Annotated in this window: 13 protein-coding genes; 7 read left to right on the forward strand and 6 right to left on the reverse strand. The window is 38.9% G+C overall.

All coding sequences use genetic code 11. The annotated features are described in order from the left end of the window. Positions 1-77 precede the first annotated feature (77 nt). Entirely contained in the window at positions 78-536 is a 459-nt protein-coding gene (locus AC1M9L_RS06985; RefSeq protein WP_481591720.1) for an OmpA family protein, read from the forward strand. 50 nt (positions 537-586) lie between these two features. Here AC1M9L_RS06985 and AC1M9L_RS06990 read toward each other — a convergent pair whose 3' ends face one another. The 3 genes from AC1M9L_RS06990 to AC1M9L_RS07000 form a co-directional block, all read right to left on the reverse strand. Then, positions 587-2041 (reverse strand): amino acid permease, encoded by a 1455-nt coding sequence (locus AC1M9L_RS06990; protein ID WP_180028290.1) that lies wholly within the window; start codon positions 2039-2041, stop codon positions 587-589. A gap of 10 nt (positions 2042-2051) precedes the next feature. Then, positions 2052-3077: a methyltransferase gene (locus tag AC1M9L_RS06995; RefSeq protein WP_481591721.1), complete on the reverse strand. Its 1026-nt coding sequence runs from the start codon at positions 3075-3077 to the stop codon at positions 2052-2054. A 61-nt stretch (positions 3078-3138) separates the two neighbouring features. After that, complete coding sequence (locus AC1M9L_RS07000) at positions 3139-4503, reverse strand: uracil-xanthine permease family protein (protein ID WP_035270592.1); 1365 nt, start codon at positions 4501-4503, stop codon at positions 3139-3141. Between the two features lie 178 nt (positions 4504-4681). On the opposite strand from AC1M9L_RS07000, the gene typA reads away from it, so the two are divergent. Beyond that, positions 4682-6514, forward strand: coding sequence for a translational GTPase TypA (typA, locus tag AC1M9L_RS07005; RefSeq protein ID WP_035270590.1), 1833 nt, complete (start codon positions 4682-4684; stop codon positions 6512-6514). A gap of 233 nt (positions 6515-6747) precedes the next feature. Then, entirely contained in the window at positions 6748-7182 is a 435-nt protein-coding gene (gene mscL, locus AC1M9L_RS07010) for a large conductance mechanosensitive channel protein MscL (RefSeq protein ID WP_035270698.1), read from the forward strand. Positions 7183-7354: 172 nt separating this feature from the next. Here mscL and AC1M9L_RS07015 read toward each other — a convergent pair whose 3' ends face one another. Then, on the reverse strand, positions 7355-7639 hold the full coding sequence (locus AC1M9L_RS07015) for a peptidylprolyl isomerase (protein ID WP_180028291.1): 285 nt from the start codon (positions 7637-7639) through the stop codon (positions 7355-7357). Next, positions 7636-8490: a bifunctional DNA-formamidopyrimidine glycosylase/DNA-(apurinic or apyrimidinic site) lyase gene (mutM, locus tag AC1M9L_RS07020; RefSeq protein ID WP_481591722.1), complete on the reverse strand. Its 855-nt coding sequence runs from the start codon at positions 8488-8490 to the stop codon at positions 7636-7638. The genes AC1M9L_RS07015 and mutM overlap by 4 nt, the downstream gene beginning before the upstream one ends. A gap of 247 nt (positions 8491-8737) precedes the next feature. Here mutM and AC1M9L_RS07025 point away from each other — a divergent pair, with 247 nt between their 5' ends. Beyond that, complete coding sequence (locus AC1M9L_RS07025) at positions 8738-9856, forward strand: NADH:flavin oxidoreductase/NADH oxidase (RefSeq protein WP_481591723.1); 1119 nt, start codon at positions 8738-8740, stop codon at positions 9854-9856. 97 nt (positions 9857-9953) lie between these two features. Next, positions 9954-10877, forward strand: a complete 924-nt coding sequence (locus tag AC1M9L_RS07030; protein WP_481591724.1) for an AEC family transporter — start codon at positions 9954-9956, stop codon at positions 10875-10877. A 108-nt stretch (positions 10878-10985) separates the two neighbouring features. Here AC1M9L_RS07030 and AC1M9L_RS07035 read toward each other — a convergent pair whose 3' ends face one another. Further along, a complete protein-coding gene (locus AC1M9L_RS07035; protein WP_481591725.1) occupies positions 10986-11786 on the reverse strand; it encodes a tetratricopeptide repeat protein in 801 nt (266 codons plus the stop codon). Between the two features lie 290 nt (positions 11787-12076). Here AC1M9L_RS07035 and AC1M9L_RS07040 point away from each other — a divergent pair, with 290 nt between their 5' ends. Then, a complete protein-coding gene (locus AC1M9L_RS07040) occupies positions 12077-12322 on the forward strand; it encodes a hypothetical protein (protein WP_092767507.1) in 246 nt (81 codons plus the stop codon). Between the two features lie 168 nt (positions 12323-12490). Next, a complete protein-coding gene (locus AC1M9L_RS07045; RefSeq protein ID WP_481591726.1) occupies positions 12491-13054 on the forward strand; it encodes a TetR/AcrR family transcriptional regulator in 564 nt (187 codons plus the stop codon). Positions 13055-13073 lie beyond the last annotated feature (19 nt).

Genomic DNA, 13073 nt, shown 5'->3' on the forward strand with positions numbered 1-13073 from the left:
AGCTGTTTTTTTTAACTCTTTTTTAAATAATGTGATATATTTCACAAAATATAATGAACAACACAATGAGAATAAAGATGAAATATAGTTTAATAGCAAGCTTATGCATTGCTTTAACTTTGACGGCTTGCACAACGACAAAGATGCAATCAACTACTGGTGTACAAGACTTGGATCAAAAGATATTAAATGAATTAAAACAAGGTTTGCCGCTCTACTTTAATCACAATTCCCGTCAAATTGATGTTCGGTATCAACCTTATTTAACAGTAGCTTCAAAAGTTTTGGCGCAGAATAAAAGTTTTATACTTCAAGTGGATGGGCATACAGATAATAGAGGGTCTATAGCAGCGAATCAAAAAGTATCACTTGAGCGAGCAAATGCTGTCCGTAATGAATTGGTGATGCAATATAATGTTGATCCTAAACAAATTTCGACTCAAGGTTATGGCCCAAATCAGCCAATCGCTGATAACACGACAGAAGAGGGTCGAGCATTGAATCGTCGAGTGAATTTAACCTTAAAAATACAATAAGATCAGAATCTAATAATAAAAAAAACAGCTCAATTTGAGCTGTTTTTTTATTAGTCTTGTTCGACTTGAATCGGTTTTACATCCATATCTTGATATTCAATCAACTTGGTTTTGTACTTAAACTTATAAACTAACCATATTGCTAAGAATAAGAAGATCCCAATATATGTGGAGACTACTGCGATCCACTCCCCATCAAGTACGGCTTGATAATTTTGACCTAACACCACGATTGCACACAAAACAAAAGCGAACCACGGTGCAAAAGGGAAAAATTTTGCACGATATGCTAAATCTTCTAACTTATATCCTTGAGCCAAATAGCCTTTCCTGAATCGGTAATGAGAGATTGCGATACCAAGCCATACGATAAAGCCACACATACCAGACATATTCAGAAGCCAATTAAATACTTCCTCTTCACCAATAAATGTCGTCAAGAAGCATAATGCTGCGATTGCTGTCGTAGCATAAAGTGCATTCATTGGTACACCGCGACCATCAAGTTTGGAGAAAACTTTGGGTGCACTTCCATTTTTTGCCATATCAAACAGCATTCGTGTGGAAGAGTACATTCCTGAATTTCCGGCAGAAAGGATAGCCGTAAGAATGACTGCATTCATGACACTTGCAGCGAAAGCAAAGCCTGCTTGTTCATAGAGTAAAGTAAAAGGTGATAATGCAATATTCTCATCTGAAGCAGCTTGCATTAGACGAGGATCATCATACGCAATCAATGTACCGATAATAAAAATACAAACGATATAGAATAAGAGAATACGCCAGAAGATCTGTTTAATCGCAATAGGAATGGTTTTCTTCGGATCTTTCGACTCGCCAGCGGCAACACCAACCATTTCAGTACCTTGAAATGAGAATCCTGCGATCATCGCGACACCAATTAATGCTGACAAACCACCTACAAATGGCGCTTCACCCTTTGACCAATTTGCGAAAGTTGCAACATTGGGTGTCATCATGATTTTGGCAATCATGAAAATTCCAATGATGATAAATGCAATTATGGCAAGAACTTTAATGAGTGAGAAAAAGAACTCAGACTCACCAAAACCTTTGACTGTTAAGGCATTAATACCAAAAACGATAGCAAGGAAAATGGCACTCCAATAGAAACCTGGGATATCAGGAAACCAAAATTTCATGATGAATTGAACTGCAACAAGTTCAAATGCGACGGTTATCGCCCAGTTGTACCAATAGTTCCAGCCTAGTGCGAATCCAAATCCACCTTCGACATATTTGGTGCCATAGGTGAAGAAAGCACCTGATGTTGGATTATGTGTTGCGAGTTCGCCTAAGCTGGTCATGAGGAAGTAAATCATTACGCCAATTAAACAATAGGCAAGTAATGCACCACCAGGGCCAGCATTGGCAATTGTTGCACCCGAAGCTAGGAATAGTCCTGTACCGATAGAACCACCAATGGCGATCATATTAAGATGGCGTGCTCCAAGCTTTCGCTTAAGTTGACCGGTTTCGCTCATCGAAAGTTCCTTATGATTTCTTTTGAGTACTTGCAAACAGTACTTTAAAGCCTTGTTGATCAGTCAAAGTTTCACATTGACCAAAATTTTGCTCAATGAGAGTTGGGTAGTTTAAAAAACGATTTGCCACGATCCAAAGTTCACCACCAGATTTTAGATGGCGACGTGATGTCTTACAAAGATTCTCACTCGCATTGTAATCAGTGTATATACCCTGGTGGAAAGGAGGGTTACTGACGATGGCATGTAAAAATAGTGGCGCATCTTCAATGCCAGTCACAGCTTTGATTTCGAGCTGTTCTGGTGACAAATTATTTTTTTCAAATGTTAGGCGGGTGGAGGCGAGCGCAAAAGCATCCACATCAAGCGCAAAAATACGATTTTTGGGATTCAATTTGGCTAAATATGCACTGATAATGCCAGCACCACAACCGAAGTCAGCGATTTTACCTGAACTCACTCGATTGAGGTAGGGGAGAAATACAGCTGTACCAATATCAAGTTTATTTTGACTAAATACACCAGGTAAAGCATAAATCTGTAATTCGCCATTCGGTGTTGGAATTGTATATTGTTGAGCCCAATTTTCTAAAGTTCGAGGCGTAGGAGTCTGATCGATAATTAATTGCCACATTTGACAATGACGAGCGCTATCAAGTTTGACACATTTGCCAAATGGAACGAGTTGTTTTGCTGCTCGTTCAACGCCACCTTTCTTTTCACCGACAAGAAAAATTGATGCACCAAGACCGAGTTTTAATACCACACTGTGTAGTAAGTAATTCAAAAGCTCTTTGGCTTTAGGCACAAAAACAATAACTTGATCATATTCTGCTTCAGGGATATCCGTCCCAAAATGAACAGGAATATTTTGATTTTGGAAAAATAGAAAGTCGTTATAATTCCATGTCCATACTGAAGCCTGAATGTTTTTATCGAGCTGAGTGCTTAAGTCATCAGTTGGTGCATTGACTAATAATATTCGACCTTTCAGAAAGTTATGTTGACGAATAACAACTTCACTTTGAGGAACCATATATTTCTCCACAGAATAAAAGAGCCCAGACAATGCTGGGCAGTCTTTGATTCAATCTAAATTATTTCTTTGCTTCAGGTAGAACGAAGTTCAAGATCAAGGCTGCAATGCCGCCAGTTGCTACACCAGAGCTAAATATATTACGAATGAGTTCAGGCATATGTTCAAGAATCTGTGGAACTTGAGCAACACCTAAACCAAGAGCAAGTGAAATTGCAATAATAAGCAATGCACGGCGGTCAAGCTGAATACCAGAAAGGATATTAATCCCTGATGCTGCAACAGCCCCAAACATCACCATGACAGCGCCCCCCAGTACAGCTTGAGGAACAGCTTGGATGATGGCAGCCACTGCTGGTAGTAAACCCAAAATAACTAATAGAGCGGCGATCCATATACCCACGTGGCGACTAGCTACACCAGTTAATTGGATTACTCCGTTGTTTTGAGCAAAAACAGAACTCGGGAAAGTATTAAATAAACCAGCGAGTAAGGAGTTTGCACCGTTGACGAGTACACCACCTTTAATGCGCTCCATCCATTTCGGACCATCAACAGGTTGATTAGATAACTTAGAAGTCGCGGTGATATCACCAATCGCTTCTAATGAAGTAACCAGATAAATAAATGCCATTGGTATAAATAAACTCCAAGAGAAGTCTAAGCCAAAGTGCATTGGTGTAGGGATTTGAACCAAAGGTGCATTTTCTAAGCCAGAAAAATCTAAATGGCCCATGAAGCCTGCTAGCGCATAACCTACGATCAGTGCAATTAATATCGCACTACTCTTAACCCATGTAACATTTAAGCGGTTTAAGAGAATGATTAATGCCAAAACAGTACAAGACATAATGAGATTGTCTGTATTGGCAAAAGTGTTATTCCCCATCGCTTGGTAACCACCACCCATTGAGATTAAACCTTCTTTAATCAAGGTTAAGCCAATGAGAAGTACAACAATACCAGTCACAAGTGGAGTAATGAGTTTTTTCACCCATGGTAATATGCGTGAAACTCCCATTTCAATGAATGAGCCTGCAATCACGACACCAAAAATTGAACCCATAACAGTTTCAACTGGAGTTCCCGCGGCAACCATTGCTGAGCCAATCCCAATAATAGGACCGATAAAGTTAAAACTTGTACCTTGAACAATTAGTAAGCCTGCACCGAAAGGACCAACCTTTTTACTTTGTAAGAATGTCGCAATACCTGAAATCACCAATGACATGGAGAGGATCATGTTTGTATCTTCTTTAGAAACACCTAAAGCCAAACAGATCAATAGACCAGGAGTAACAATCGGAACAATAATGGCAAGTAAATGCTGAATGGCAGCGAGAAAAGCGATGAACGGTTTTGGTTTATCGTCTAAACCATAAACAAGATCGAGTTTCGGTTCTTGAGATTGGTCGGGAGCAGACATGGTCTATACCATCTAGATTAAGCGAAAGTGCCGACATTCTAATCGAGTTACATGCGTTTACAAAACCGAAACATAACCATTCGTCAAAAAAAAATGAAATTGTAAAGAAACAGTCACTATAAAAGTTTAGGATTTTTCTGTATAATTTGCCCTCAAATTTAAAGCGTATCGAATTTACATGTCAGATATTAAAACTCTCCGTAATATTGCCATCATCGCACACGTCGACCATGGTAAAACGACTCTTGTCGACAAACTTTTACAACAATCAGGTGCTTTGGGTGAACGCGCGGGTGAGATCGAGCGTGTCATGGATTCAGGCGCTATTGAAAGTGAACGTGGTATTACCATTCTTGCAAAAAACACTGCAATCAAATGGTTAGATAAACGTACTGATACTGAATACCGTATCAATATCGTGGATACCCCGGGACACGCCGACTTCGGTGGTGAAGTTGAACGTGTAATGTCGATGGTTGACTGTGTACTTCTTTTGGTAGACTCACAAGAAGGTCCAATGCCACAAACTCGTTTCGTAACGCAAAAAGCGTTCGCACGTGGTTTGAAACCAATCGTAATTATCAACAAAGTTGACAAGCCTAATGCGCGTCCTGACTGGGTAATCGATCAAGTATTCGATTTATTTGATAACCTTGGTGGTACTGACGAACAGTTAGACTTCCCTGTGGTTTATGCTTCTGGTCTTCGTGGTGTAGCAGGTCCTTCACCAGAAGAATTGGCTGAAGACATGACTCCGTTGTTCCAAACAATCGTAGACATCGTTGAGCCGCCAGCAGTGGATGTTGATGGTCCATTCCAAATGCAAGTGTCTTCACTTGACTATAACAGCTTCGTTGGTGTTATTGGTGTTGGTCGTATCCAACGTGGTTCAGTGAAATTGAACACACCTGTAACGGTAATCGACAAAGATGGTAAAACACGTAACGGTCGTATCTTAAAAATCATGGGTTACCATGGTTTAGAGCGTATCGACGTTGAATCTGCTTCTGCAGGTGACATCGTATGTGTAACAGGTATGGACGAACTTCATATCTCTGACACGATTTGTGATCCTAAACATGTTGAAGCATTGCCACCGCTTTCTGTAGATGAGCCTACAGTATCGATGACATTCCAAGTTAACAACTCACCATTCGCCGGTAAAGAAGGTAAGTTTGTGACCTCACGTAACATCCGTGAACGTCTTGACCGCGAATTGATTCACAACGTAGCACTTCGTGTAGAAGATACTGACAGTCCTGACCGTTTTAAAGTGTCGGGCCGCGGTGAACTTCACCTTTCGGTATTGATCGAAAACATGCGTCGTGAAGGCTTCGAGATGGGTGTATCTCGTCCGCAAGTAATCTTGAAAGAGATTGACGGCGAAATGCAAGAGCCATACGAAAACGTAACATTTGACGTAGAAGAACAGCATCAAGGTGCTGTGATGGAACAAATGGGTAACCGTAAAGGTGAAATGACCAATATGGAAGTCGACGGTAAAGGTCGTATTCGTATTGAAGCAACTGTACCTTCACGTGGCTTGATTGGTTTCCGTTCAGAATTCATGACCATGACTTCAGGTACTGGTATCATGACCTCAAGTTTCTCGCACTATGGACCAATGAAACAAGGTTCTGTTGCAAAACGTCAAAACGGTGTGTTGATTTCTATGGTTCAAGGTACATGCTTGGGCTATGCATTGTTCAGTTTACAAGACCGTGGTCGTCTATTCGCTAAACCTCAGTTAGAAGTTTACGAAGGTATGATCATTGGTATTAACTCTCGTTCTGACGATATGGTTGTAAACCCAACTAAAGCGAAACAATTAACAAACGTTCGTGCATCAGGTACTGATGATGCATTAACACTTGTTCCTGCGATTGAATATACGTTAGAACAAGCACTTGAATTTATTCAAGATGATGAGCTTGTTGAAGTTACACCTAAATCAATTCGTATTCGTAAGCGTTGGTTGACTGAAAACGAACGTAAACGTAATAAATCTTAATTGATTTAAATAAAAAAACCGCTCAAAAGAGCGGTTTTTTTATATCTTGACTACATCATTTAAGATATGAAATAAAAGTTGTTGAATTGTTGTAGTTGATTTGGACAAGATCTTGTTTATTTAAACAGAGATACTTATGATTTTGGTGGAAAACCAACGAGTTTAGACGGAAATATCATTAAGAATAATGTATATTATGTCACATTAATGCATAGAAAAATTTTGGAGAAAAAATGAGCATTATTAAAGAGTTTAAAGAATTTGCCGTAAAAGGCAATGTAATGGATCTGGCAGTCGGCGTGATCATTGGTGGGGCGTTTGGTAAAATCATCGATTCAATGGTTAAAGATGTCATCATGCCAATTATCAGTTGGATCTTAGGCGGTGATGTAGATTATTCAAACTGGTTTGTTGTATTGGGCGATAATCCAAATAACCTTACAACGCTTGCTGCTGCTCAAGAAGCAGGTTTAAATGTTTTGGCTTACGGTAATTTCTTGACGATTCTCATCAACTTCATCCTGCTTGCATGGGTGGTATTCTGGTTAGTGAAATTGATGAATAAAATGCGTCGTAAGCAAGAAGAGGAAGCTCCAGCACCTGAAGCTACCCCAGAAGATATCGAATTACTTCGTGAAATTCGTGACGAATTAAAACGTAAAGGTTAATGCTTTTACAATGAAAACGGCGCTAAATGCGCCGTTTTTTATATCTCATCATTTTTTTAAAATCGCCCGAAATCCCCCTTTGTCAAAGGGAGGCCGGGAGGTATTGATTCTTAGCTCTCCCTTGCGAAGCGATGCTTCTCATCTCCTAAAAGGAGAGGGAAATCCAGGAAGTTTAAAAATCCATACGAAATTTAATTTCGAGTAAATGCCAGCCGAATTGACTCTTAATTGGTCCATGTAATTCACGTTCAGCCAAACTAAAAACTGCCTTATCGATAGGACCAACCAATTGTCCTTTCTTAACCTCACCTAATTCCCCTCCTTTTTTTCCTGAGGGACAAGTTGAGTGTTGCTTAGCAATTTTAGCAAAATCAGCACCGTCTTTAAGCTTTTGTTTAAGTTGGATACACAGGTCTTTATCTTTGACTAAAATATGCCGAACAATTGCTGATTTCATTTGGATTTTACCTTTGATACAGGATTCTTTGAGGCTTGAGGTCGCTTAATCGGTTGACACTCAGGGCAAAAAACAGAAGCACGTTGCCCGAGTTTAATATTTTCTAAAGTTGTTTCACAGTTGATGCACATTTCACCAGCGCGCCCATAAGCCAATAGCGTTTGTTGAAAATAGCCATTTTCGCCCATGGCATTGGTGTAATCACGTAAAGTAGATCCGCCTAAATCAATTGCTTGTTTAAGAATTCGTTTGATTTCAATGACAAATTTTTCAATTTGTAGCCGTGTAAGACTTGAAGCGGGTTGTGCAGGGTGAATGCCCAAATTAAACAGACTTTCAGTTGCATAAATATTTCCAACACCCACAACAATGTGGTTATCCATAATTGCAACTTTGACTGCAACACTCTTATTTTTAAATTTCTGCTCTAGATAGTCCGCATTGAAAGCTTCACTTAAAGGTTCAGGGCCAAGCGTATCTAAAAGTTTGGTTTGAGCATGATCATCTAGCCATAAAATGCAACCAAAACGACGAGGATCGTGGTAGCGTAATTGGATATCATCGAATTGTATGATGAAATGATCATGCTTTCTCAACGCATCACGTGAATCACACAAACGAAAGCTTCCTGACATTCCCAAGTGCCATAACATGGTCACATTTTCAAATTGTGCCAAAATATATTTGGATCGACGTGTTAGCCCTATCAGTCGTTGACCGACCAATTGATTTACATCATTTGGTATAGGCCATCTCAGACTTGAATTATTGACTTGAACAGAAAGTACTTTTTGATTCAGCAAAGGGAGCAAGCTGGTTTTAGTGGTTTCAACTTCAGGTAATTCAGGCATGGAAACTCTGTTAAATGGGCGAGTAGAAAAATATTGGGTTAAATGAGGATATTGCAAGCAGCATCGAGTGAACTACAAGATATTACGCTTGAACAGAATATGATACACAATCCATCTAGTGCCTTCATGGTTAAGTTTTAAAATGTTTTTTAAAGCATTCAATGATGAAATGAACTTAGATGATTTATCACGTAAATGCGTTGTACACTGCTACAAATAAATCAATTTAAAATCAGGGAGATTCAGTGTGGCAAAATTATTTGAGCCAATTCAATTCGGAAATTTATCACTCAAAAATAGAATTATTATTGCTCCCATGTGTCAGTATTCTGCGAATGAAGCAGGGGAGCATAGTTTTTGGCATGAACAACAATGGGCGAGTTATGCATTGTCGGGTGCTGGATTATATATTATTGAAGCAACTGCGGTACAAGCTGTAGGTCGTATCAGTTTTGCAGATTTAGGGTTGTGGAATGATTTACAACGTGCACAATTAAAAGCATTGATTGATAAGGTAAAATCGATTGCTCCAACGCCAATCGCCATTCAGTTAGCGCACGCGGGACGTAAAGCTTCAACTGATAAACCATGGTTGGGACGTGGTCAATTCTCATCGAATCATGAACATGGCTGGCAAACGGTATCTGCAAGTGATTTACCATTTAATCCAGATGATCAGGCTCCTCATGAATTAAGTATCGAGGAAATCAAAAAAATTATCGATGACTTTGCAACTGCAGCAGTCAGATCTGTAGATGCAGGTTTTGATCTCATCGAAGTCCACGCGGCTCATGGTTATCTATTACATCAATTTATGTCCCCTTTATCTAATCGAAGAACAGATGAATATGGTGGAAGTTTTGAGAATCGCATTCGTCTAACTTTAGAGGTTTTTCAGGCGATCAAAAATGCTGTTCCAGACAACTATCCAATCGGTGTTCGTTTGTCTGCAACAGACTGGATGGAGCAAGAAAAGGGATGGAATATTGATGACTCAATTGGGTTATCAAAGGCATTAGAAAAGCTTGGTGCAGTTTATATCCATGCATCATCTGGGGGATTACATGTCGATCAAAATATTCAGATTGGTCCTAATTACCAAGTTCCATTAGCGGAAGCAATCAAGAAACATGTAGACATTCCAGTGATTGCTGTTGGGCTGATCACTGAACCTCAACAGGCGGAAGATGTCTTACAACAAGGCAAAGCTGATGCAATCGGGCTCGCAAGGGCAATACTATTTAATCCAAGATGGCCATGGCATGCTGCTGCTCAATTAAAAGCAGAGGTTGAAATTAGTCCGCAATATTTACGATGCCAACCGCATGATGTGAAATCATTATTTAAGCCATATGCTGATAGATAAAATAGGCATAAAGGTATACTTAAAAAGTCATCCTGGGTAATTACGGCTGTTGTATGATAATTTGACTAACTCATACAATAGCTAGGGATGCTAAGTCATGGTTTTATCGGTCATTATTCCGATTTTTTTACTGCTTTTTTCGGGATATGCCTCGGTTAAACTGAATTTACTTAGCAAGGAACAAGTCTCTATTGTTGGTACATTCGTCATTCGAGTCGCTTTACCTGCTCTATTTTTACAAGCGCTTTCATCAAAAGATCTTGATGCGATATGGCAACCTGAACTTTTTTACAGTTATATTGTGGTGACCGCCTTTGTATTTGCAATCGCTTTATGGATTTTGGTAAAGCATTTTAAAAACAATTTAAGTGATGCTGCCATTCTCTCGATTGGAGCTTCAATGTCTAATACTGGATTACTTGGTACAGCCATTTTAAGTCTATTGATTGGTCATATCGCGCTTGCCTTTACTTCTTTAATCGTAATTATCGAAAGTGTTTTTCTTGTTCCAGCAGCTTTATTTATTGCGGGATTGCAAGCTCAAAATCAGCAAGCACTACTCAATACATTAAAAAATAACTTTATAATCCTATGTAAAAATCCATTGTTTATTGGTGTGGTAATCGGAATTGTGTGCGCGGTTTTTCAGGTTAAACTGCCGCATTATATAGATCAAGTTTTCTTAATGATTGGTCAGACGGCATCTCCTTTGGCGTTATTTGTGATTGGCGGAAGCATCGCAGGTTTAACCCTAAAATATGTCAATCAGCAGAGTCTTTATATTGTTCTATCGTCCAACTTTATTTTTCCAATACTCATGTATTTGACTCTACGATTTATTGCTCAAGCACCAATGGATATCGTGTATGTAGGGACATTGATTGCAGCTTTACCTACACCTGCATTATTTGGAATGTTGGGACAAGCATATGGGCTCAATGATCGTGCAATTACACCTTTATTGATGAGTACAGTAATTGGATTTATTGTGACTGCTGGATTAATTATTTTATGGTGGTAATTGAGTAAAACCTAAAATGTAATCATAAATATCGTTTTCATATAAGAAAACCCTATCTCGTGATAGGGTTTTTGTATTTGAGCAGCGGTTTAAAATTTAAATTAATGCTTATGATTTAGCTTTCGTATTTGCTGCAGGTTTTTTTGCATTCTCAGCAATCAGTTTGTTCACGATCGCTAGATTTTCTTTGGCTTGAGGAATATTTTCATCTGCTAAAGCACTAAATATTTTTTTTGCCTCAGGTAGGTTTTGCGGAACGATATTTCCGTTTACGAACATGTTACCAATGGCCATAAGCGCAGGGATGTATCCCTTTTTACCTAAATCTTGAATGCTCGCTAAACCTTTTTTCACAGGCGCTTCAGTTTTGGTTTTGAAGCCTAATGAAATATCGTATAAAGCACGAGCATGAATGGCTGGATAACTTCCTTTCTTAATTAAAGGATCAAGTTTTTGCAAAGCGAGCTTATCAGATTGTTCTTTACCTTCAGAGAACAGTAGAACAGCAGATTCAACAATCGCATCTTCAAAACCTTGAGCTGCAGCTTTATCTAAGTATTCACGAGATTTTTTTTCATTTTTGGTCAGCCCCAAGCCGCCAGTGGCATAGTTTTGCGCCAATACATAATTGGCTAAAGGATAGCCTGCAGTGCCAGCTTGTTCATAAAGTTGTACTGCTTTTTTGTTGTCTTGTTTGGTTCCTTGACCAGCTTGAGTGAGATATGCCAAGTTATAAGTCGCTTGAGGATTCCCTGCTTTTGATAAGCGTTCAAGTTCTTGGTAGGCCGCATTGTAATTCTTTGCTTGAATCAGTTCCTGTACTTTGCTGAATGCAGGATCGACTGGTACGGCAGCGAAGCTAAATGAGGTGGCAACAGCGAGTAAAGCACCACATAATATTTTTTTCATAATTGTTTTATACCTATCTTAAAAGCAACCCTATTTATTTGATGTAAATAGAGTTTTACACCATTTCATCATAGTCCGAATTATGTGAATGTAAATATAGAATATGTATACATCCTTCAAATTTAGCTTCGCTTTGTGAATAAAGTGTGTGTATTGCAGTATAAGCATATAAACGACACTGGATTTATGTTGTTCAGCCTTGAATATATGGATTTAACCAAAATTTTAATCCACTAGTAGTTCTTCGATGGTTTTGCTTAAATACGCATTGTGCAATGAGGTGTTCAACGATGTTTATAAAAGGCATTAAACGTAATTACGATAAAGTTTTTCAAGATGATTCAATCCCAGATGAACAAAAGATAGATGCGCTCTTATTGAAACTTGGCGAGCAGTATTTGGTGAGTCAGGAGAATCGAGTGTATGTATTCCAAAAAGGTGATTTAACCGTAAAGTTTGATGCTAAACACGCGAGAGCATTTCATTTTAAAGATTATGTGGTGAAGGATATGAATAAATTATTTCATGGCTTTTAGAAAAAAACCTCCTAGCGATATAGGAGGTTTTTTATGAGTCATCTCTCAATCGATTGACAGTTAAAATCTATTCCATCTAACGCCTTGGTCTTATTTTCATATCTTTATCAATAAAAAAACTCTATTATAAAACGATACGAAACGTATCGTTTTATTTGTGAGGATTTCATGACAATCGATGACAAAAGTGCACGACGCCGATCATGTATTTTAGCTTCAGTCAAACAGGCTTTGAATGAAGTGGAATATCACCAACTGACAGTAGAAGACATTGCTTCACGTGCTGGGGTGGGAAAGTCGACTATTTATCGATGGTGGTCACATAAATCTGAATTGGTTCTGGATACCTTTAAAGAGCTCACACTCTCAATTTTTGAGTTTGAGCCAGAGCTCGACCTTGAACAAAATCTTAATCAACAATTGCTTCGTTTGGCTAAGGCTTTAGATCATCCAGTAGGACGAGCGATGTTGGTGGTTATGGCGAATCATCGTGAATTGGCTGCAACATTCTTCAAGCAATATTTATTACCTAAACGAGTTCAACTGCACCAACTGATCCAACAGGCGATTGAGGCGGGGGAGCTGATTGAACATGATCACTATGATTTGGTACTTGATCGACTGTATGGTCCTATTCATTACCAAATTATTTTTTTTAATCATTTGCCTGATGAGCACTATATCCGTCAATTGGTCAAACTGAGTTTAGATCCATTACGTCCTCACGCCTAAACATTAATGCGACAAGAGT

Source organism: Acinetobacter sp. ANC_7511 (genome assembly GCF_056779975.1).

Coding starts and splice junctions, on each gene's coding strand:
- AC1M9L_RS07015 (WP_180028291.1), bottom strand. CDS start 7,639: ATGAAATCAGCAATTGTTCGGCATATTTTAGTCAAAGATAAAGACCTG.
- AC1M9L_RS07000 (WP_035270592.1), bottom strand. CDS start 4,503: ATGTCTGCTCCCGACCAATCTCAAGAACCGAAACTCGATCTTGTTTAT.
- AC1M9L_RS07030 (WP_481591724.1), top strand. CDS start 9,954: ATGGTTTTATCGGTCATTATTCCGATTTTTTTACTGCTTTTTTCGGGA.
- AC1M9L_RS06990 (WP_180028290.1), bottom strand. CDS start 2,041: ATGAGCGAAACCGGTCAACTTAAGCGAAAGCTTGGAGCACGCCATCTT.
- mscL (WP_035270698.1), top strand. CDS start 6,748: ATGAGCATTATTAAAGAGTTTAAAGAATTTGCCGTAAAAGGCAATGTA.
- mutM (WP_481591722.1), bottom strand. CDS start 8,490: ATGCCTGAATTACCTGAAGTTGAAACCACTAAAACCAGCTTGCTCCCT.
- AC1M9L_RS06985 (WP_481591720.1), top strand. CDS start 78: ATGAAATATAGTTTAATAGCAAGCTTATGCATTGCTTTAACTTTGACG.
- AC1M9L_RS06995 (WP_481591721.1), bottom strand. CDS start 3,077: ATGGTTCCTCAAAGTGAAGTTGTTATTCGTCAACATAACTTTCTGAAA.
- AC1M9L_RS07035 (WP_481591725.1), bottom strand. CDS start 11,786: ATGAAAAAAATATTATGTGGTGCTTTACTCGCTGTTGCCACCTCATTT.
- AC1M9L_RS07040 (WP_092767507.1), top strand. CDS start 12,077: ATGTTTATAAAAGGCATTAAACGTAATTACGATAAAGTTTTTCAAGAT.
- AC1M9L_RS07045 (WP_481591726.1), top strand. CDS start 12,491: ATGACAATCGATGACAAAAGTGCACGACGCCGATCATGTATTTTAGCT.
- typA (WP_035270590.1), top strand. CDS start 4,682: ATGTCAGATATTAAAACTCTCCGTAATATTGCCATCATCGCACACGTC.